The sequence below is a fragment of the Marivirga sp. genome (assembly GCF_051117495.1).
GTDB lineage: Bacteria > Bacteroidota > Bacteroidia > Cytophagales > Cyclobacteriaceae > Marivirga.
This window is the reverse complement of sequence record NZ_JBNPEF010000007.1, coordinates 1-22,398: the sequence shown is the minus strand read 5'-3', so window position 1 is coordinate 22,398 and position 22,398 is coordinate 1. Positions and strand designations below refer to the sequence as shown.

At 35.7% G+C, this 22,398-nt stretch carries 15 protein-coding genes; 2 read left to right on the top strand and 13 right to left on the bottom strand.

Annotation, left to right across the window (positions count from 1 at the left end; all coding sequences use genetic code 11):
• Positions 1-42 precede the first annotated feature (42 nt).
• Complete coding sequence (gene dinB, locus ACFE0M_RS04900; RefSeq protein ID WP_434544629.1) at positions 43-1,122, top strand: DNA polymerase IV; 1,080 nt, start codon at positions 43-45, stop codon at positions 1,120-1,122.
• Positions 1,123-1,176: 54 nt separating this feature from the next.
• Here dinB and ACFE0M_RS04895 read toward each other — a convergent pair whose 3' ends face one another.
• From ACFE0M_RS04895 to ACFE0M_RS04850, 10 genes are all read right to left on the bottom strand, one after another.
• Positions 1,177-2,079 (bottom strand): caspase family protein, encoded by a 903-nt coding sequence (locus tag ACFE0M_RS04895; protein ID WP_434544628.1) that lies wholly within the window; start codon positions 2,077-2,079, stop codon positions 1,177-1,179.
• 19 nt (positions 2,080-2,098) lie between these two features.
• Positions 2,099-10,072: a LamG-like jellyroll fold domain-containing protein gene (locus tag ACFE0M_RS04890; protein WP_434544627.1), complete on the bottom strand. Its 7,974-nt coding sequence runs from the start codon at positions 10,070-10,072 to the stop codon at positions 2,099-2,101.
• Positions 10,073-10,089: 17 nt separating this feature from the next.
• The gene (locus ACFE0M_RS04885; protein WP_434544626.1) at positions 10,090-10,848 is read right to left on the bottom strand and encodes a hypothetical protein; all 759 of its coding nucleotides are present in this window, start codon (positions 10,846-10,848) and stop codon (positions 10,090-10,092) included.
• Positions 10,849-11,393: 545 nt separating this feature from the next.
• Positions 11,394-11,939 (bottom strand): peptide-methionine (S)-S-oxide reductase MsrA, encoded by a 546-nt coding sequence (msrA, locus tag ACFE0M_RS04880; protein WP_434544625.1) that lies wholly within the window; start codon positions 11,937-11,939, stop codon positions 11,394-11,396.
• 82 nt (positions 11,940-12,021) lie between these two features.
• Positions 12,022-13,182, bottom strand: a complete 1,161-nt coding sequence (locus ACFE0M_RS04875; protein ID WP_434544624.1) for a tetratricopeptide repeat protein — start codon at positions 13,180-13,182, stop codon at positions 12,022-12,024.
• 51 nt (positions 13,183-13,233) lie between these two features.
• Positions 13,234-15,753: a DNA gyrase subunit A gene (gene gyrA / locus ACFE0M_RS04870; RefSeq protein WP_434544623.1), complete on the bottom strand. Its 2,520-nt coding sequence runs from the start codon at positions 15,751-15,753 to the stop codon at positions 13,234-13,236.
• A 75-nt stretch (positions 15,754-15,828) separates the two neighbouring features.
• Positions 15,829-16,830: a hypothetical protein gene (locus tag ACFE0M_RS04865; RefSeq protein ID WP_434544622.1), complete on the bottom strand. Its 1,002-nt coding sequence runs from the start codon at positions 16,828-16,830 to the stop codon at positions 15,829-15,831.
• A gap of 317 nt (positions 16,831-17,147) precedes the next feature.
• Positions 17,148-17,744 carry a hypothetical protein gene (locus ACFE0M_RS04860; protein ID WP_434544621.1) on the bottom strand — a complete coding sequence of 199 codons (597 nt, stop codon included), beginning with the start codon at positions 17,742-17,744 and terminating at the stop codon, positions 17,148-17,150.
• A gap of 91 nt (positions 17,745-17,835) precedes the next feature.
• Entirely contained in the window at positions 17,836-18,501 is a 666-nt protein-coding gene (locus tag ACFE0M_RS04855; protein WP_434544620.1) for a hypothetical protein, read from the bottom strand.
• Complete coding sequence (locus tag ACFE0M_RS04850; protein WP_434544619.1) at positions 18,498-19,115, bottom strand: TlpA family protein disulfide reductase; 618 nt, start codon at positions 19,113-19,115, stop codon at positions 18,498-18,500. The genes ACFE0M_RS04855 and ACFE0M_RS04850 overlap by 4 nt, the downstream gene beginning before the upstream one ends.
• Positions 19,116-19,220: 105 nt before the next feature.
• Here ACFE0M_RS04850 and ACFE0M_RS04845 point away from each other — a divergent pair, with 105 nt between their 5' ends.
• Positions 19,221-20,384 carry an iron-containing alcohol dehydrogenase gene (locus ACFE0M_RS04845; protein WP_434544617.1) on the top strand — a complete coding sequence of 388 codons (1,164 nt, stop codon included), beginning with the start codon at positions 19,221-19,223 and terminating at the stop codon, positions 20,382-20,384.
• 268 nt (positions 20,385-20,652) lie between these two features.
• Here ACFE0M_RS04845 and ACFE0M_RS04840 read toward each other — a convergent pair whose 3' ends face one another.
• The 3 genes from ACFE0M_RS04840 to ACFE0M_RS04830 form a co-directional block, all read right to left on the bottom strand.
• Complete coding sequence (locus ACFE0M_RS04840; protein WP_434544616.1) at positions 20,653-21,501, bottom strand: hypothetical protein; 849 nt, start codon at positions 21,499-21,501, stop codon at positions 20,653-20,655.
• A gap of 35 nt (positions 21,502-21,536) precedes the next feature.
• Positions 21,537-22,019 (bottom strand): hypothetical protein, encoded by a 483-nt coding sequence (locus ACFE0M_RS04835; protein ID WP_434544615.1) that lies wholly within the window; start codon positions 22,017-22,019, stop codon positions 21,537-21,539.
• 65 nt (positions 22,020-22,084) lie between these two features.
• Positions 22,085-22,255, bottom strand: coding sequence for a hypothetical protein (locus ACFE0M_RS04830; RefSeq protein WP_434544614.1), 171 nt, complete (start codon positions 22,253-22,255; stop codon positions 22,085-22,087).
• Positions 22,256-22,398 lie beyond the last annotated feature (143 nt).

Sequence of the window (22,398 nt, the reverse complement as noted above, 5' to 3'; positions counted from 1 at the left end):
CAAAAGGATAAGCGGTATAAGAAAACTTTAAGCGGATAAGCTTTGGAAAAGAATAGAGAACGCAAAATAATTCACATCGACATGGATGCATTTTTCGCCTCCGTTGAGCAAATGGATCAGCCTAATTTAAAAGGAAAACCCGTTGCCGTTGGTGGAAACCGACAAAGAGGGGTTGTAGCGGCCGCTAGTTATGAGGCCAGAAAATTCGGAATCCATTCCGCCATGCCTTCTAAAATTGCAGCTTCCAAATGTAATGATTTAATATTTGTGAAACCCAGATTTGAAAGGTATAGAGAATTAAGCCAACAAATCCGAGATATATTTTTTAGATATACCGATTTGGTTGAGCCACTATCATTGGATGAGGCATATTTGGATGTTACTGAAAATAAACTCGGGATTGAGACCGCTACCGAAATAGCTATTCAAATAAAGGAGCAAATTAAAAGTGAAATTGGTCTTACGGCTTCCGCTGGAGTATCCATTAATAAATTTCTGGCAAAAATAGCTTCTGACTACAGAAAACCGGATGGATTATTTATAATAAAACCTCATCAGGTTATTCCTTTTATTGAGCAATTGCCTATTGAGAAATTTTTTGGTGTCGGTAAAAAGACTGCCGAAAAAATGCATAAACTAAGCATTAAAACAGGCGCTGATCTAAAGTCAAAATCCTATAAAGAATTAATCAAGCACTTTGGTAAACAAGGAAGGTACTTCTATTCGGTAAGCCATGGAGAGGATAATAGAAAAGTAAATCCGAACAGAATTAGGAAATCTGTGGGAGCAGAAAATACTTTTTCAGTTAGCCTAAAAAACAAATCGGCAATATGGGAAGCCCTTCAACCCATTGCGGAAAAATGCTGGAAAAGATATAAACAAAGTGATGCCACTGCTCATACCATAACGCTAAAAATTAAATTCGATGACTTTCAGCAAATAACCAGAAGTAAAACCTACGAAGAGGCTATTGATTCAGCGAACATTTTTGACCAGGGATTGGAAAGTTTGATGGAATCCTTTGAATTGAATCAATCGGTCAGGTTAGTAGGTTGTTCCTTATCAAATTTTGAAATTGAAGAGAAACCAAATGAAGACGGTCAACTAACCTTAAGATTTTAAAATATATTGAAAAAGGGAGATTTGACCCTCTCTTTAATATGCATAACAATGATTTTATTTTCTTCTGATAAATATAAAATCTCCGCCTTCGTCACCTGCACCTTGAATTACACCAAACTGCGGAACGGTAGGTGCATTGTTCATAACAGGCTCATATATTCTTGAGAAAACAGTGGAAGCAGGCAAATAATCAAATTCATTTTCATCCAATGTTTTAATTAACATATATACAAAGAAACTTTCATCCGGAACCTCAGTTAAACTCCCGCTTGTAATAGCCTTTCTACTTCTGTCTTTGTAGAGTTCATGTACTTTCATTTGACTCATTCCTCCAACAGCCCTAGTCTTAAAGATACTACCCCCAAAACAGGCGTCCGTGATCAATAATGTATGTTTGGAAGGAATCGCACTAATATAATCTTTAATCGTACTGTTGGGAATCCAATTTGCAGTACTTTCTGCCTTGGCATCAGAAGGTAACCAATAGCCGAAGTCTTTTGGTTTATCATAATATCCGTGACCCGCATAAAAGATCATCAAATTATCTTTTTCTGTTACTATATCAGCCAAGCCATGAAAAGTATCAATCACAGTGGCTCTATCTGGATCTTTCAATAAAGTGACATTTTTAGGTTCAAAATTATATTTTGTAGTGAGAACTGAATATAATTCTTCCGCATCTTTAGTAGGTTTATCCAAATTTGGGAGATTTGCCCCGGCATATTCATAATTAGAGACTCCTATGATCAAAGCATGATAAGTAGGTTCTGAAGATGATCTTAAGGCTTCTTTAATAGTTTCTTCCTTTTCAGAAGTAGCTATTTTGGCTTCTCCTCCCCGCTTTTCAGTAGAATAATCCACTGCTACACTGTTACTCCTACCCGAATATGTTTGGGCTAATCCTATATGACCGATTAAAGTCATCAAAAGGATTAATATTTGAACCTTCTTGTACATAAAAATTTTCTATTCAAATTTACTTCATAACAATCTTCTTGTTTATACTATTTTTACTACTCGAAATACGTAGCATGTAAACACCCGATAGATTCCCTACAGATGTCTCAGTGACATTCCACTCAACTGTTTGTTGTCCTGAATTATTTATTTTTACCTTATTTGTATTTACTAAACTTCCTTTTAAGTCAATTAATTCCAACAAAAGTTCTGAATCAGCCTCATCTTTCGGTACAAATAATTGAATATTTAAAATCCCTGAAGTAGGATTTGGGTAAGGGTCTGATACATGTAAACTACTTACTTCAATAAGCTCATCTATATAATCACTAGAACCATAAATAATTTTCATGTTTTTACCATCACTATTCCTTAACCGATACTGATTTGTAGATTTCATATCAATTAAATTAGAAGATGAAGGATCCCATAACATCAACTTATTAAGAGCATTGAAATTATGTGAGTTCGGTAGTTCCCATTGAATGTTCATACCATCAATTAATAAATTAGATTCAATATCAAAGGTCCATTGAAATTCTTTATGCATGGCTACCACGTTCTTGGCCACATAATATCCATTTGCCATTATATTGTGTTTCAAATCGATATAATCTAGAAATCTAGGTAAGTTAAATTCATCCTTACTGTCCAAATCATCTTTGGCATTAGTATGCATGCCAATTCCAGTAAGAGTATTAACTACTCCATCCTTTTCAAGTATTAGATTTAATTCCCAACCTTCTCCATCCTTTAGTTGACGGTTAGGATTGGCACTCACTGGAATTTTTGGAATTTGAAGAGTGAATTCATTAGAACCTGACCAATTAACAAATCCCCCTGAAAAGGCTGGCAAAGTATTTCCGTTTGTAAAAGAGCCATTGAAAACTTTTAATTGTAATTCTTCCTCATTCAGCTCTTCTACATCACTCCAAGCAACATCATACGGATAGGGGTTACCTATTTGATTCCAGCCAGGAGAAAGAACGATTTCATAAGGTTCTTCCACACTTGCATCAACATTTTTTCCAGCACCGGTAAAGAATGAAAATCCATTATTATCCCTAACAATTAACCAGTATCCTCTACCTGGAATTAAGGAAGAAGTCCCTGATAACTCTGTTGTGCTTTCACCACTGTATCTAAACATCCTCCATTGTGTTTTATCTCCATAGTCTCCTAATTCTTTACCGAATACATCATTAATGGTATTACTATTTAAATCGATTGGTACTGAAACGATCCTATAATTTGATTGCTCCGTACCAAAAGAGCTAAAAGGTATTGGTAAGCCATCTCCTGAATAAACCGTAGTTACTGAAGATGCAGTAGAAACGGCCTCAAGCCCCAGTACATTTCTAGCGACAATCCTAAACTCTACTCCGGCCTCCGTAATGTCAGATATTTCATAGGTGTAATCGTCACCTGATTGGTTCATTTCAGCTATTGTTGGCGTATTGACGGAATTTGAGCCAGGAATAACATATTGAACTTCCACTTCATCAACACCGGATTCAGCATCAATTACGGTGACAGAAATATTGACAGCATCACCTAATCCTACTTCCTCATTAAATTGTAAATTCTGAAGTATAGGAGCAGTATTATCTTGTAAAACACTTCCAGTACCTGTAAGAGGATTAATAGTATTGTAATTAATAAAATCACTTTCCCCGCTATAAGAATAAACAGCGTATGAATAAGTATCGGCTGTTAAATCAGATTCCTTGAATTGGTCTATTGCACCAATTGCTACTACTTTTTCACCTTCGATTAGTTCCTCACCTACTTCATATATAATCCCCCCTTCAGGGACGCTGATAGGTGGAGTTTCCCCTTCTTTTCTAATTACAATATAACCATCCGAATCATCAAAATTAGTATTAAAAGATACGGTATAGGAAGTAAAAGACGGGTTGACAATAGTAAAATCAGTGGCTTGTGAATTAGGCGGACTGGTTAATGTAGTTATTTGTTCCGATAAAGGAGAAGTTTGTAAATAATTGATTTGATCGCCAACTCCATTAAATGCATATATTTTAAAATTATAAATAGTTTCAGGCAATAAACTAGCTTCTGTCCAACTATTATTTTCACCTACATAAGAGATGAGAGTATTTCCAAATTGATTGCCAGCATTGTAGGTAATACCGTCAGCAGGATTGAAAAATGAATTGTTAGCCGTAAACCTCACCACCAAATAACCTTCTGCATTGCTCTCAGTAAATGACAATTCGGCTCCATTTTCACTTTTAGAAATTACTGTGAAATCGGTTGGCTGAGCCTGAGGCTGATTAGCCAAATTTGGTAATTCTGTGGTAGTTAAATTTCCAGTCAAAGGGTTACTTGGAAGGTAATTAATTAAATCTCCCGATCCGTTGTAAGCAAAAACCGAATAAAAATACTGGGTTTGTGGATTCAAATTATTATCAATAATTGAGGTCGATGAACCTGCATATATGACTACATCCTCATTAATTTGATCGGCATATTGATAACTAGTGAAATCCTCGGGGACATTGGCAGGAATTTGATTTTCATTTCTCAGTACCAAAAAGCCTGAAACATTTTCAGTTGAAGTAAAACTAAAATTAACGGAATTAGGACCAATACTGTTGACCGTGAAATTTGTAGGTTGACTAGTAGGTTGTGTCGCTGGTACATTAAAACTACCGTTTAAAGGACTATTTTGTAAATAGTTAATGGTTCCCTCACTCCCATTATAACTAAATATCAAATATTGGTATTCATTATCAGAAATAATATTTTCTTCCAAAAATTGCGTGTTGGAATCAATATATACAATAGAATCAGTATTATTGACTGCTCCTAATCCATAACTTTGACCATCAGAAGGAACAAATATTGGTTTATTATTAAGTCTTCTTACAACTAAATAACCATCAACTGTTGTAGAAGGCTCAAGATAGTTTACTTGAAAAGACTTATTCACCTCATCAAAGTTTGTAACCTCAAAATTAGTGGGTTGTGCTGTGGGCTCGGTAACCAATCCTTCTAACGGCATTGTAATTTCATCCCCTGTTAAAGGGCTTTCTTTAAGATACAATGAAATTTTACCTGAACCATTAAACGCAAATACACTGTAGTAATATCTGGTATCTTGATTTAAAAGAGAATCAACAAATGTAGTTTGGGAACCAACATAAACTACTCTATCTTGCTCTATTATATCATTTAATTGATAACCTATTCCATCTTCTGGTTGTAATACTGGGCTATTCTCATTATTTCTCAATACTAAATAATTACCATTGTGATTTGTAGCAGCATCAAAATTGATTGTTAAACTGTTTGAGGTGATATTTGTGAAGCTCAAATTGGTCGGTTGGTTTTCCGGGATAGCTATTTCATCAGCGCTCTGTAGGTTATTTCGGTAAATAACTAAATCAGATGTAATTACATCCACTTTACCATCATTATTAAAATCACCAGTTATTATATCATAACCATTTAGATTGTCATCATAATTTTTTCTTTCAGCAAATTTTAAATCGCCAATTTGAGTGGTAAGATTTTGAAAAACAGATAATTTGGATTCTGAAAGATCCACCGTAGCTATATCAATTAATCCGTCTCCGTCAAAATCAGCACTTTTGATGGTTGTCGGAATCAAGCCAGTATTTAAAGTATCCGGTCCTAAAAAGTTTACTTCACCAGAAGTTGGATTTGTAGTGGCATTGGTAAATACTCCTATTATTTGTCCGCCATTATCTTCTACAACCGAAAAATCTGTTTTGCCGTCATTGTCATAATCAGCAGTGCTCACCTCAACTGTAGTACCTATATCTGTATATTGTACTGGATTATACAACGCAAAATTATTCGTTTGAAAACTAGTTAAATTAATAAAAACTTGTGCATTTGTAGTCACAATATCAGTTTTTCGATCGCCATTAAGGTCTCTCAATTTAAGTCCAAAATTAAAATCGACATCTGTACTATTGACAATAGAGAAATCGAAAACGCCATCTTGAGTTAAATTTGCTATTGTATTTAGAGTATATGTTGTTTGACCAAATTCTTCTTGAGGTGGAATACTTTCTATAACAACCAAATCTTGAACACCATCGCCATTCATGTCAGTAACCTCTAAATCTCTAATGAAATCACCATTTACAGTAATTTCATATACGTTTTGAAAATTAATATTTCCGGCTCCATTACTAATATTTTGAAAAATGGATATAATGCCACCATGAGCAACTGCCATATCCCATTTACCATCCCCATCAAAGTCTCCTTTGCTAATTTTTAAGATATCTGAACTCACATTATATGCAATTGGGCTATCAAATGAAATTTCCCCATTGGGAGTACTTAAATTTCTTAATACTGAAAATTGATTATTAGCTGAAATAACTTCCAAATCAACCAGACCATCCTGATCAAAATCAGCAGACACTAATGCACCCTGTGTAAAAGAAGAAATCCCCAAATCTAAATTTGTACTTTCAAACAGAGTGGAATCCAATGGCAATCCATTTCCATCATAAACAACATTAAAGTCTATATGGGACTGAGCTACCAAGCCTTTTGAAATCACGTAAACAGGGCCGTGTGAAGTCCCAATTGGAACCTCAACTTTAATTTCAGTACTAGTGTTAGAAAGGATATTGGCTCTTACCCCATTAAATGAAACAACGATATCATCCACGTTAGTTGAGAAATTAATTCCAGTAATGCTTACTTCTTCCCCTATTTTTGCTGTTCTTGGTGAAATATTTCCAACTCTAGGTGTTCCCGTAATGGGCCATCCCCCCTCGGAATATAAGGATTGAATTTCTTCTAGGCTCAGTGTTTGATTAAAAATCTGAAAATCATCTTGAAGGCCTATGAAAAAGCCATTTAAATCAGCATTATCAACTCCTCCGGCTACGCCAATTAAAAAATCCTCCGCCATATCAGGATTTATACCATCAGTTGCCACTTCATTAATGGATTCTAGTTCACCATCAATGAATATTTCCATACTTGAAGTTCTATCAATTTGTATTACATAGTGATGCCAAGCACCGTCATCATAAGTGTTATTAGTTAAAATTTGCTCGGAACCACCCCCTTCTTCTACCATTAAGAATTGTAATTTTCCATCTCCATCAATCTGAGCAAAGTAACCTGAAAGGAAATTTGATTTATCAAAAAGCACTCCAGAGCTATTTGTTCTAAACCAACCTGAAATGACAATATTTTCTGAAGTTCCAAAGTTGAAAGCCGAGGCATCAGGTACAGAAACATAGGCGTCAGAACCATTGAATGTAACGGCCTGATTTGCAATACCAAATCTGTCGTTACCAAACATAGCGTTCACTCCTGTTCCGTTATTACCGTTGCCACTATCATCATTAAAGTTATCATTAAAAAAATAATTAGCTTGCAAACCACTATCGGGCTCCGCAGCTGTCACCGAATAAACCTTATTTATCACATCAACGGTAATATCATAAGTACCTGCACTAATCGGTATATCATCTCCAAATAAAAATAAATCCCCGGGATTTTCAGAAGAAGAACCCCAATTAGCGAAATTCCAATCATCATTGGCCCTAATTTTCCAAAAGCCATCAAATAATTCAATACTTTTCAATTCAAATACACCGTCTCCAATATATTCCATATCAGTATCCTCACCTTGCCATCCGGTTTCATCACCTGTTCTAGCACTTCCGAGGAACCCCACTGAATTAATTGTTTCTGAACTATATTCTCTAGACTCATCCACTAATCTTACAAAATTCAATCCGTTTGGTGGTAAAATTGGATCTCCCAGCAAATCAATAAAGCCATCATTATCCGAATCCCCGTAAGGTTTATCAGCCACTCCATTTAATACAAATTGAAATTCACTTTCACTAAAATCGAAAGCATTACCCCACTCATCCATATTATTTGGTGAAAACGGACTTAAAGTTTGACTTTCCGTGGCTTGATCAATTTTAATTTGTACTTGTCCTAAAATAGGCCAGGCATTTTTACTGTATAAATTTGCAATTTCCTCATCTGTCAATAAAGAGTTGAAAATTTTAAAATCATCTAATCCCCCATTAAAAAATGTATTCAAGCCCGCATTATCGACTTCGCCTGCAACTCCAATTAGAAAGTCTTCTCCAGTATCCGGATTAAAGCCATCGGACAATGCGCCAGTATTCTCTACATCCAAAACCCCATCAATATAAATAGACATTCCTCCATCTCTATCCATTTGCATGACAAAATGATGCCATTGACCATCATTATATCCAGGATTAGACAATACTTGACTACTTCCGACTCCATCTTCTATAGCGAAAAATATAATTTGATTAGAACCATCATCTGGAAAAAAAGCAAGGTAACCCGATGATCCATCAGATTTATCAAACAAAACCCCATTAGAGGCAGTAGTATTAAACCAGCCGGATACTGCCAAATCTGTACTAAGACCTAAATCAAATAGTGGATCATCTGTAACTGAAATATATGAGCTTGTCCCATTAAAATTATAAGCACGATTACTTACTCCAAATCTATCATTTGTTAAACTAGCTTCAATTACAGAGCCGTCAAGATAATTTCCACTTTCATCATAGGCATTACCATTAAATGGATATGAAGCTATTGGGGCAGTATTGGGCCAGTTATTTTCACTATATAATTCGATGACTTCAGAGCGGGATATTCCATAATTATAGTAATTAATATCATCCACCTCTCCTGTATAATATCTAATATTTCCAGGTTCGAAAATAAATCCCACATTTAAAAATGTTGAAAGTGAAGTTTGATATAAAGGTCCGCTAAAATCAGAATTAGTATCTATTAATTCATTATCCAAATATAATCTTGCAGTTGATCCATCATAAGTTAGGACTGCATGATGCCAAAGACCGTCATTTACTGGAATATCACTACTTAATATTAGAAAATCTTGATCACCAAATCTTAAAGAACCTTCCAGAAAATTATTAGAGCCAATTGAAAGTGCACTTAAGCCAAATAAATCAACAAAACTTCTATATCCGTTTGAGAAATCAGTCGAGGTTTTAAACCATGCCGAAATAGAAATATTATCATAAATGGGTACTCCGGATGTTTCACAAAACTGCTCAATACCATCTAGACCTAGTGCATTTGAAGGTGTATTAAATCTATCGAGCACTGAATTTGCGGAAACATTTATGAAATCATACCCAAATCCCCCTAAGTCCTGCACAATGCCATCATTAAAATCATAATTCAGTACCAATGAATTTTCAGGCACATCCCAACCAGTTGCATGGTACAAAGTGTTCACTTCATTTGGAAAGATATTTCCAACATAAAGAAAGACATTATCAATTCTTCCATCAATTGCAGGCCCAATTTCCATGCCCAAACTATTGATACCCGCCCATAAAATACCATCTTCAGCTATTAGATCGGTTCCAATTATTTCATTATCGATATAAAATGTAAATATCTCATTGGTTTCATCAATATCAATTACCAAATGATGCCAGTTCCCATCATTTAAGTCTGCTTTGGTCACTCCTGTAAAAGTACTTCCATCTTCAATTCCATCCCCTGAGTTGTAAACGAATTCTATCCCAGAAGGAAGCACATTGACGGTGTACCCGTAAACTCCTTCGGTACCTGAACCCCAAGAAAGTAAAGTTCCTGATTCAGCAGTTGTTTGAAACCATAGGGATATTGCATTCGGTTGTTCCACAAGGGGAGTCTGAATACCACCATTTGTGGATGTAAACTGATAGGCTTGGTCTGTTTGTCCAAATCTATCAGAAGTTAATGTTTGGCCATCTACGGTTCCATTAAATCCATTTGCTGAAACATCATTGGCATTTCCGTTGAAAGGGTAACCTGCCAAAACACTTTCCACTAAGGAATTGGATGTTTTATCTTCATCAGAACTGATAGATATTCCTTGACTAAATGAAATACTAATTGATATTCCAATTAGAAAGAGGCTTGATAAAAAGAAGTTATAAATTATTCTCATAATTGAATTATTATAAACTAATTAGGATCAGGTGCAATCGGTAAATCATTTCCTTCATCGCCACCAAATGGATCCAGAATAATGATGGCTGCAGTAATACCACCAACTAATAATGCGCCTCCCCCTACTAATAAACCTGGGAATCCCTTCTTAATTTGAAAACTATTACTGGCTACAATACCCGTTTCACCTTTTAATTGAATTTGGTATGAGGAAGACTTATTTCCTTTTGGTATTTTCCAAAGATATCTCCCTTCATTATTTATAGTAGAAATTTTATACTTCTCGTTGCCATCTTCAAATAGCATTATATCAATTTTTTCGTTCTCTTTTCCACCTTTCCACTGTAATCGATAACTTTTTCCGCTTTTAATTTCTTTTAAATCAAAATTTACAAATTCCAAGGGGTCAAAAGCGGGCTCAGGTAAAAAAGCCCTCACTTCAAATATTAAGTTTCCTTTATAATCTTGAAGCTCATTCTTAGCCAACCATTCTATCCGTTTCCCTTTTCCAGCTGTTATATTAATCCCGACATCTCCGGTAACCAATGTTAAAGGCTGTTGAAAATTATCTTTAGAGGAATATAAATTCACATTGAAAGTTTCATCCGTTTCAGCAATTAAATCATAAGATACAATGATGATATCACCACTGATTGAAGCCTTCACATTATCTACTCTTTGAGCTTTTGTTTGGAAGCATAGGAAGACAAAACATAAGACTAAAATCCTTAGAGGTAAGACAGTGCTATTATTTGATGGATAATTTAAATTCATCAATCTAAACTTTTTAAGTGTGTATTATTTAAGGTGAATATTTCAACTTCACTATGAATAATATAATTATAATGAAATAATATCTTAATAACACAATAAATATAATTATTATAATTTGATTAATGAAATAATTATATTCAATTTCATATTTTTCGATAAAACAAGAATTATGTAAGATTAAAATTATCATACAACTAATTTATTAGAAAAATAAGTCAGGATTTATTGAATTGATCTTGAGAATTGTAATCCGAGGAGTCTAATTTACAGACATGGATCATTTGTAATGAGAAGATTATTGATCCCTCATATGTACCTACAAAAAACATGAGTCTAGTACCCAAAAATATTTTGTAGCTTTTCACCTTTCATTTTCTGACTATATTACCATAAATCAAATCAGAAAAAATGTTTAATTAAGCAAAAAGAAGCCAGCTAAATCTAGGATTTAGTCACCACATTTATCCCATACTGAAAATCAGGAAGAAGTGAAACCTACCGGCAGGCAGGTAAAACAAAAAATTAGTCAAAGTTTAGAAAGGGATTTATTTCAATTTATCTGAAAAAAGTCTTTTAAGCTTATCCACTTTAGGTTTGATGACAAAGGAACAATAAGGCATACCTTCGTTTCTGGTGTAGAAATCTTGATGTACCTCTTCGGCAGGATAAAAAGCTTCGAAGGGCTTAATTTCAGTCACTATGGGATCGTCAAAAATTCCGGAAGCATCAAGTTTTTGCTTCATTTCCTTAGCTGTGTTTTCTTGATTTGAATTATGGGTTAAGATAATAGAACGATAATGCTCCCCTACATCTGCACCTTGTCTATTTAAGGTAGTGGGATCGTGCACCTGCCAGAAAACTTCTAAAATATCTTTATAAGAAATAATTTTAGGATCAAATGATATTTGGGCAACTTCGGCATGACCTGTTCTTCCCTGTACTACTTCTCTGTAGGCAGGATTTTTGATATGCCCTCCTGAGAAACCGGATTCTACTTTCTCAACCCCCTTTAATTTTCTTAAAACAGCATCTATACACCAGAAGCATCCTGCTCCAAAAGTTGCTTTTTCCATATTTGTATTGCTCATCATAAATGAATCTGAATTTAAATTAGAAAACACAAAAAAAGGCTATCTGTTCAGATAACCTTTTAAAATATATTTATTCAATGGATTATTGATCGCTTATCTCAGCTTTACCAGAACCACCACCTAGCTCCTCTGCTTTCTTCATCATTTTTTCTGCCTTTTCCTTTTCTCCTAATTGTGCGTAAACAGTTTGTAATGTTTCAATAACCGCCAGTTCCTCAGGAGCAATTTCCAATGCCTTTTCAAAATATGGCTTAGACTTTTCCAAATATCCTAATGCTTCTTTCTCTATCTTCTTACCTTCCTTTTTATAAGTTTGTAAGTCCATATCTCTTGCCTTTGCCAATAAATCAGCCGCTTTATTGTAGTAATAAACAGCATAGTTAAAATTGGCATCCAAGTAATCAGGATCAATCTCAATAGCTTTTAAATAAGCTTCTTCTGCTTTTTCTGGTTCTTCCAATTGCTCATATAAATAACCTAAATTGAAGTAAAGATTGGCATTGTCTGGTTCTTTTTCAATGGCTTCATTAATTCGATCTTTTGCAACATCCACTTGCTTAGTTTCAATCAACAAATTGATTTCTGATTTTTGAAAAGTATCATTTTCAGGAAACTTTTCTTTTGCCATTCTAGCTACTTCCAATGCTTTTTCAAGATCTTCATTTGCATATCGTTCAATGGAAATAATACTACCATAGATATCCTCAGAATGATAATCTAAGTCTAACAATCTGTAATAATATTTCAATGCATCTTGATTTTTTTGCATTTGTTGAGATGCTACCCCTGCATATAAATTTGCGGTGGTGTCATCCGGCAAAACCAATAAAGCTTTTTCAAACGCAGTTACTGCATCTTCATAATTTTGGGCTGAATAAGCTTCAGACCCTTCATTGATGAATCCTCCCCAAAGTTCTTGTATTTTAAGATCAGTCAGGGTAAAGTATTTATCTCCTTCCTCAACCAATTCAAAAACCTTATCATAACTTTCTGATGCTTTTTTCACTAATTCCTCAGAATAACCTTCACTATTAAGAATGGCCTGATATATAGTCCCTCTTGTGTACCAAGTTTTCGGGTCATCCATTGTTTTTTCGTGCTCAGTTGCTTCATTTATAAGCTCTTTTGCTTCTTGTAAATCGCCACTTTCTAAAGCCCGGTCTGCCTTACGAACATTTGAATTCTGCGCAAATACCTGCCCTATTGCTAAAAAAAAGGCGAAAACTAATGCGATTCTTTTCATTTCTATCTTATTTTGTTTAAACAATTATTCTATTATACTTAATTTAATTTATTATGATTCACTTTTGTTGTCTTCATTAGTATCGGACTGCTGATCTTCCGTAGTTTCATCTTCTACAATATCATCTATTTTCTCTACTTTCTCTACTGAAGAGATACTATCATTTTCATTTACTTTAATTAATCTAACACCTTGGGTAGCACGACCCATAACCCTCAAGCTTTCCACTGCCATTCGGATTGTGATACCGGATTTATTTATGATCATCAAATCATCTGAATCAATAACCTCTTTTATGGCCACTAACTCTCCTGTTTTTTCAGTTACATTTAAAGTTTTAACCCCTTTACCACCTCTTTTCGTGATTCGATAATCTTCGATATCAGATCGCTTTCCGTAACCTTTTTCAGAAACCACCAATAAGTTGGCATTATCCCTGGTGATGGCTACCATCTCCACCACAATATCCTTGTCATCTTTCAAGCTAATACCCCTCACTCCGGCTGCTGTTCTTCCCATTGGTCGAACGTTGCTTTCGTGGAATCGGATAGCCCTGCCTGAACGTGCCGCAATAATGATGTCGTTATCACCATTGGTTAATTTTACGTTCAACAATCTATCGCCTTCATTTATTGAAATAGCATTGATACCATTAGCTCTTGGTCTGGAATAAGCTTCTAAGGTCGTTTTCTTAATAGTACCTTTTTCAGTACACATTACTAAAAAGTTATTGTTGATATAATCTGCATCATCCAGATTTTCAACATTAATAACCGCTCTTACTGAATCCTCTGATTCAATATTAATTAGGTTCTGAATGGCTCGACCTTTTGAAGTTTTTAATCCTTCAGGTAATCTGTAAACTTTGATCCAATAAACTTTCCCTAATTCCGTGAATATTAATAGATAGTTATGGGTTTTGGCCACAAAAAGCAACTCCGTGAAGTCATCATCTTTACTTCCGGCTCCTTTTGAACCAACTCCACCCCTACCTTGGGTTTTGTATTCGTTCAATAAGGTCCTTTTGATATACCCTTGGTGAGATAAAGTAATGACCACATCCTCATTAGGGATCATGTCTTCATCCGTAAATTCCTCGGCACTGTGGATGATTTCAGTCCTTCTTTCATCACCATATCTATCTTTCATCTCCTGCATTTCATCCTTGATGATTTTCATCCTTAAAGATTCATCTGCTAGAATGGATTCTAAATATTCTATGAGTTTTTTGATCTCCTCATATTCTTGAACGATTTTTTCTCTTTCAAGACCCGTCAACCTTTGAAGCCTCATGTCCAAAATAGCCTTAGCCTGAATTTCGGATAATTCGAACTTCTCCATTAAACCATTTCTGGCAATTTCAGGATCTCTGGATTCACGAATTAACTTAATTACCTCATCAAGATTATCCAATGCAATTAAGTACCCTTCTAAGATATGTGCTCTTTTTTGCGCTTCTTCTAATTCATATTTTGTCCTTCTGACAATTACATCATGTCTGTGATTGACATAATGTTTGATCATATCCTTCAAGTTTAGTGTTTCAGGTCGGCCTTTTACCAAAGCGACATTATTTACACTAAAGGATGTTTGAAGTTGTGTGTATTTATAAAGGTTATTTAAAACCACATTAGGAATTGCATCTTTACGTATTTCGTAAACAATTCTTAAGCCGTTTCTATCAGATTCATCCCTGATATCGGAAATACCTTCAATTTTCTTTTCGTTTACCAGGCCGGCAGTCTTTTCAATCATATTGGCTTTGTTCACCAAATATGGAATTTCAGTCACGATAATTCTTTCCCTGCCTGATTTTAGTACTTCAATTTCAGCTTTTGCACGCATTACAATACGTCCACGGCCTGTTTCGAAAGCCGCTTTAACGCCTTGGTATCCATATATTGCAGCACCAGTAGGAAAATCCGGAGCCGAAATATGCTCCATGAGCTCTGGTATGGTGATGTCATTATTATCTATGTAGGCATTTATTCCATTGACCACCTCTGTTAAGTTGTGAGGTGCCATATTGGTAGCCATCCCTACCGCAATACCCGAAGCTCCATTTAACAATAGGTTCGGCACTTTGGCAGGCAATACAGTAGGCTCCTTTAAGGAATCATCAAAGTTAAATTGAAAGTCAACCGTATTTTTATTGATATCGGTCAACATTTCTTCCGCAATTCTTTTCAGCCTTGCCTCCGTATAACGCATGGCCGCTGGAGAATCCCCATCAATAGAACCGAAGTTTCCTTGCCCGTCCACCATTTGATAACGCAGTGACCAAGGCTGTGCCATACGCACCATGGTATCGTAAACAGCGGAATCACCATGCGGGTGATACTTACCTAAAACTTCACCCACGATTCTGGCTGATTTTTTATAAGGTCTGTTATGGGCCAAGCCCAACTCCTGCATACCAAAAAGTATTCTTCTGTGTACGGGTTTAAGACCATCCCTAACGTCAGGTAAAGCCCTTGAAACTATAACCGACATTGAATAATCAATGTAGGCGCCTCTCATTTCATCCTCTATATTAATTGGGATGATTTTTTCATTTTCTCCTTCAGCCATAGATTTGTTTACTATCTAAAAATAAATAAAGTGCAATTTAAAGAATTTTATTAAGCGGTGACAAAAATAATCATTTCATTTGCGTTTTAAAAACGGAAACGCTTCTCTTTTTTCATTCAGATTATAAGGATCATTTTCACCTACTTTTGGGTTTTGCCATTTATAAATGGGTTGGCCCCTAAATTTTTTATCAATATGATGATGTTCTTTCTGTGCCTCACAATTACTGATGGGACATTTTTTGAAAAGTGGAAAACTTACCCTCACTCCTACTTGAAATTGTAAATTCCACATATTGGTCTTTATGGATTGGACGGTCGGCAAAAAAGTATTGATTGATTTTAAATCTACGGAAGGTCTCATGACAAGCCTGAAATATTCCGAAAAATTCTTCTCGATAGGAAAACTTATATTCCAATAATTACTAGTGCTGACATTACTTCCGGGAAATGCGCTTTCAGATAATCGGAAGTTACCATACTCAATATCAGCGAAATAAGAAAAATCCCAAAAATCATAATAATGAACTCCAGCGGTTAAATAATACTTTCGTGTAAAGAATCTAGAAAAATCTGATTCATAATTGGCTATGTAATCAGGGAATCCTTTTAAACGTAAATTGGCTTTGGAATTGATCTCAAATGTTGCTCCTGCGCCTAGTCGAAACCTTGAATAATTAAAATGAACTTTTAAATGTACGGGTATTGCGTTTCCGCCACCAACGAGTCGTTTTTCCAAGCTATCAATCACATAATTTCTGTTCTGATCGGATTCATTTGAATTGGATTGGTAAAGGATGGCAGAAGAAGTGTTCAAGGTATCTGTAGTAAATGGTCTGTTTAACCAATTACTTATTCCTACTGTGTATCCTAAAGAGTCTTCAGCTAATAAATACAAATCACTGCTGTTACTGTAAATTCGATATTCATCTAGATTTTGTCTGTAACGAGTAGAACCATAGCCGATGGCTACTTCAGCGGAGAAGTGACTTGCTATTTTGCGAAAAAAATTAGCCTCAATATCAGGATCATTGGGCGGAGGCCCCCAAGGATTAAATACCTGTCCCTTTGATGGCATTATAACAAAAACGCCCAAGAACAGCATTAAAAAAGTAAAAAGTTTTATATTAAATCGGTTTCTCCCCAACGAATGATAGTTTTATATAGCGCCCTTTAGGCAATTTTTCGAATTAATTACTCCCAGATTTATATCGAGACAGATAGTAAGCATTCCATCCCAATGTTTTTAATTATTAAGCCTAGTTTGTCATATCAATACTTATGCCCAAATCTGTCAAGTTTCAACTTTTTAATCAAATTGAATAAGTAAGATTAATTACTAAACCCTTTAATTTCACAAAAATACAAAAAATATGCTAATTGATGTTATGACATTCATTTTACCTCAAATGACTCAATAAATTCATTGAATAAATTGAGATCCGATAGTCCGGTTTTGTCCCCAATAGATTTGATTTTCTCCCATTCTATTTTTCTGAGCCTTCCCGGGTTCAAAATATCTTCCTCTCTTTCCAAAAAGAGGGATGAAATAAAACGAATTAAAATGTAAGGAGCTTCCATCACTCTAATATTGTATGGGGTTGCCTTATTATTCGCTTTTTGGAGTGTTGCTTCCTCAAATAAGACATGAAAAATCTTTTTAATAGACTCGTAAAACTGGTCTTCCCATTCATTAAAGTTCTTGATGAGAAATTTCATACAGTCTGCCACAGGATCTTTTGAAAGGAAAAAACCTCCCTTGGATAGTTTTCTAGCCTTTTTCTGCAAAGACATTTCCTCTTTAAAACTGATGTTATTATTCGCCATGGCTTTGCCCACAACCGGACTCAATAAGATCAATGACAAAAAATCATGATTACTTATTTCAAAATATGGGGCTGTTTTTTCAAGAAAATCCTTTCTTAAAGTATCCACGATTTTATCAATTTCTTGATTATCAATGATTACGGCTATTTCTGCTTCTGTGAACATATTTTTGATTCATTTTATAAAAGGAAAAATACATTAAATAATTGCAGAATACAATTTTTATAGAGACAGCATTAAATAATTTAGACGGAAATTATAAAAACGGTTGATGAGCACTTTGATTTTGTTGTTTAAACCCCTTTTCCAATATTGTGAAATCAGATTTAGCCATGTAATCAAAAGCCCATTTTCTGCTGTAAGTATTAGGGGATTTCACTGCATACTGATATTCTATTTCTGAAATTCTCTCTTGATCTTCATTCCAAACCAGAATCAATTGATCTGGCTTATTGCGCAATTCAAAAGTCCATTTTATAAATTTATCATCAATTTTTTGCTTGGATACCTTAACAGAATCTTGTTCGATTTGTAAAAGTACATCAGGATTAAGCAAAACAGGGCTGTGAAGGCTATCCGTTATGAGGTCTGCATCTTCCAAACCATACCGTGGACTTTGGAGATTATAAATCCACTGATGATTCAAAAACATGCTATGCAAATAATGAGGTTGTTGATTTCGGTCAAGACCAAAATAAGCTGATGAAATACCGCTATCAGAATTTCTATTTAAAGCTACCATGCCATATAGATTGTCTATTGCTGCACCACTGGAATTACAAATGCTGTATTCCACATTATAGAAAAGGTGCTTTTGTTCAGCCAAGGATTGATAGATGGCATCAATGTCAGCTTCACTTTCAGGTTGTGAGCATGAAACCCCTGCTATAAGAAAGAAAATGAAGATAAATGACTTGTTCATGGCTGTGTTTCTGAGTCTATACTTTCAATAAAATTAACAATAAATTGATAAGAATTTTTACTCCAAAGCGGAGCAGATATATTTTCTTTTACAATTCTATCTACTAAAAACATATGTGTTGGTGCTGTTACTATGTGAAAATATTGCTTATAAGTTTCTTCATCAATGGGCACCGAGATATATCCTTTCTCACCAAATCTGTTCAAATACCATTTAATTCTCCATGGCGCACTTTTTATGAAGTTAATAAATACAATATCATCTCTTTCAGCATACATTTTGGTGATTTTCTCTAAGGTGAATTGCTCCATTTTGCAGCCAGAGCAACCCACAAAAGTGAAGTTCAATAAAGCGATTTTACCTTCCATCATTTCAGAAGTAATGGAATCGCCATTGATATCAACAAAAGCAAAAGAGGGAAACTCACTTCCTATTGGTGGTTCATCCATTCGGAAATCCTCTGGAAAAAGTAATTGCTGTTTTTCTTTATCTATGTATATTTCTACCCATCCATTTGGGACAAATCCTTCAGTTCGCCCCTCTATTCCACTTTGTCCATAGGATTGAATTTTAATCAAAAAAAGAAAAATAAGGCTGATCCATAATTTATGCATACTATAATCAGTTCGTTAAACTCAAATATAAGAATTTGCTAATTATAAAGAAATTAAAAAACCCTCTTCAAACTATGGCGTTATGTTTGGGAAACAAATTTTACTATGAACACATTCGAATTTAAGAATCCTACAAAAATCATATTTGGAGAAGGTGAAATCAAAAAACTGGCAGACAATATTCCAGCCGGAAGCCATATTTTATTAGCCTATGGTGGTGGAAGTATCAAGAAAAATGGTGTTTATGATCAGGTGATTGATGCCACTAAGGATTTCAAAATCACGGAATTTGCGGGTATAGAGCCTAATCCGCATTTTGAAACGCTCATGAAAGCAGTGAAAATTATTAGGGATAAAAAAATTGATTTTATTTTGGCTGTTGGTGGTGGCTCTGTGATAGATGGATGCAAATTCCTTTCAGCTGCTGCTTATTATGAAGGAGATGAATGGGATTTAGTGGCCAAAGGTTTAGCCAGAAAACAAGAAAAGGTATTGCCTTTTGGAACAGTACTAACTTTACCTGCAACAGGCTCTGAAATGAATTCTGGGGCGGTGGTCACCAAAGCTTCCACTCAAGAAAAACGTACATTTGGAGGTCCACAATACTTCCCAGTATTTTCAGTCTGTGACCCAACCGTGATTCAATCACTTCCCAAAAGACAAATTGCCAACGGCATAGTGGATGCCTATACGCATACTTTAGAACAGTACTTAACCTATCAGCATGATGCTTTATTGCAAGACCGCATTGCCGAAGGGATTTTGCAAACGCTGATTGAAATAGGACCAAAAGTAATGGAAGATCCTGCTGATTATAAATCAGCCTCTAATTTTATGTGGTCTGCCACTATGGCTTTAAACGGAATATTGAGACTTGGAGTACCCACCGATTGGGCCACTCATATGATAGCGCACGAACTTACTGCCTTGCACGGAATTGACCACGCCAGAACCTTGGCCATTATTGCTCCTAATCTATACAGAAAACTATTTGATGATAAGAAAGAGAAATTAGTACAGTATGGGAAAAGAGTTTGGGGACTGACGGGGGAATCAGATATTGAGATAGCGGAGAAAGCCATTGAAATGACAGTTTCATTCTTTGAGTCCTTAGGAATTGAAACAAAACTATCAAAATACACCACTGATTACCGCAATACTCCGCAAACGGTTTATGATCGTTTTAAAGAAAGAAAATGGGTCGGTTTAGGAGAAAGACAAAAAGTAGGGCCTGAATTGGCTAAAGAAATAGTGGAGATGAGTATTTAAGGCTTAGTCACGCCTTGAATTGGTCTTGAAATGGTCTTAGGGTCTTGAACTGGTCTTAGGGTCTCCCTAAGATCAGTGAAGATTTGCGTTTTTATTAGCAAGAATTGTACAGTTATAGAGGATTAATTTTCTTTGCTAATGGACGCACTAATCAATGTGGGATTTTAGATTTTAGGAAACGTTTCCGGAAATAAGCTCTTTTGTAGTTTTAGCATTACAAATGCTTTGATCTAGGCATCCTCGTTACAAACGAGGACCTTGAGTTTGGCTATTTACGACTGTACATTAGAACAGATTGGGCATGATTCGGTCTAATTTTACGACTTTGCATATTTAGATGAAGATTCACGAAGTCGGAGAAATTGATTTCTGCGCTTTTAGCCCACATTTGTGAACGGCAATTATTTATAATGTCCCCTGTGGTTTTTTTGGTTTTGGCTTTGACGGGATACCATTTAGCCCTTGGCAAACTTAAATTTTCCATTGCCTTGCTGGTATGATAGTCTGCCAACTGGATCATGGAATAAACGGCCGTTACAAAAGCCGGTACTTTTTCCACTGCCTTGGAGTTCCTTACCTGTGCCTGGCCGCAACCAAGCAGTGTTTTCTCTTCTCTAAAGTTTACCTCGATACCCCACCGCCATAGATAGGCCTGCAACAGTTCCCCAATATCAAAATTGGGATCTGTGCATATTAAATAGGCGGGTTGGCGGTAGAGCATTTTAGAGTTTTTGGTCAAGCGATAGCCCAGAGGACGTATGACCACTAGTTGAAGGTTTTTAGTGCTTGATTTTCTCCACCTGATATCTTTGACCACTTTAACTTTAAAACAATGTGTTTTTCCGGTGGCAAATGCCCTGACCTCTTGCCAGAGATATTCTTTTGATTGACGTATTTCTTCAGGGGTTGGAAGCGGTTGGCCGTAGACCCTGTTTCTGCCAGCCCCTTTATTTAATTCCGGTAGTTTGTTGAGTTTGGCGTCTTTTCTGATCCTGCCAATTAATGTGGTTCTTTCTGGTAATCCCTTTAGGACAGTTTCATTGGAATAACTGCCGTCAACACTCATGATCAATGGCCTTTCTTGAGCACCTTCCCTGTCCAGGTTTTCCCTAAGCAAGGTAATTCTTTTAGAACCTTGCACGCTTAGCTTTGCTATTTTTTGCTTCTCTTTATATTCTTTCCATGCTGAACCGGAATCTTTCTTCTTGGGTTTTTGAACAGTGGTGAATGAAAGAAATCAACGGGTATGCTTCTGTTGGCACAGGGCATAGGGCCGTCCGGAAGGGAAAGGGATATTTGGATAAATCGCTGCGCCCAGATAAAATTGGTATGGAACGGAGGGCCCAGAGGATCCCGCTTCCAAGAAGTACCCGCTACCTTCTTTCCTGTTTTCTTGAGAAGGGTATCATCCATGTGGCCGTAAATAGGGGTGTTGCCACTATTGGGCTGATAGTCCAATACTTTCTTTCTTACCACATCAAAAATTTTTGACAACTCCATTCTCTGTCCGTAGAAAAGCCTGTACTCCGCACTCCAATCTTCAAAAATCTTGCCGCAGGAAGTCAATAGCCCTGATATGATCCTCCTGCCAAGACAATTGATCAGGCCGACCGCTAGGTCTTTTGCCCTGAGCAATGTCCTGTTTTGTTTAAAGGCGCCACTGCATTCCAGAAACATCTCTTCAAATGCGTTAAAAGTGGTTATGGTTTTTTTTTATCCTCTTTCACCACTTTGCTTTTTCTTTTTAGTACCATCTTCTTTTTGTCCTCTATCACCCACTCCACAATCTCCCCCTTATCAAATTCCATTGCCTGTGCAACAGCGGCAGGAAAATTGATATACCACTGCTCGCTTTTCTGCCTTTTGATCAATTGTATCTTAGTTGGAAACCCACTAATTAAAATCTAGTTATATAACTAGATATAAAAAACATAAAAAAATGTCTCAAAAGCAAATTTTCGAGACATTTTTATAAAAATCTAGTTAAAAGCCAAAGTCGAGATCCTCGTTACAA

Coding starts and splice junctions, on each gene's coding strand:
- ACFE0M_RS04895 (WP_434544628.1), bottom strand. CDS start 2,079: ATGTACAAGAAGGTTCAAATATTAATCCTTTTGATGACTTTAATCGGT.
- ACFE0M_RS04890 (WP_434544627.1), bottom strand. CDS start 10,072: ATGAGAATAATTTATAACTTCTTTTTATCAAGCCTCTTTCTAATTGGA.
- ACFE0M_RS04885 (WP_434544626.1), bottom strand. CDS start 10,848: ATGAATTTAAATTATCCATCAAATAATAGCACTGTCTTACCTCTAAGG.
- msrA (WP_434544625.1), bottom strand. CDS start 11,939: ATGATGAGCAATACAAATATGGAAAAAGCAACTTTTGGAGCAGGATGC.
- ACFE0M_RS04875 (WP_434544624.1), bottom strand. CDS start 13,182: ATGAAAAGAATCGCATTAGTTTTCGCCTTTTTTTTAGCAATAGGGCAG.
- gyrA (WP_434544623.1), bottom strand. CDS start 15,753: ATGGCTGAAGGAGAAAATGAAAAAATCATCCCAATTAATATAGAGGAT.
- ACFE0M_RS04865 (WP_434544622.1), bottom strand. CDS start 16,830: ATGCCATCAAAGGGACAGGTATTTAATCCTTGGGGGCCTCCGCCCAAT.
- ACFE0M_RS04860 (WP_434544621.1), bottom strand. CDS start 17,744: ATGTTCACAGAAGCAGAAATAGCCGTAATCATTGATAATCAAGAAATT.
- ACFE0M_RS04855 (WP_434544620.1), bottom strand. CDS start 18,501: ATGAACAAGTCATTTATCTTCATTTTCTTTCTTATAGCAGGGGTTTCA.
- ACFE0M_RS04850 (WP_434544619.1), bottom strand. CDS start 19,115: ATGCATAAATTATGGATCAGCCTTATTTTTCTTTTTTTGATTAAAATT.
- ACFE0M_RS04845 (WP_434544617.1), top strand. CDS start 19,221: ATGAACACATTCGAATTTAAGAATCCTACAAAAATCATATTTGGAGAA.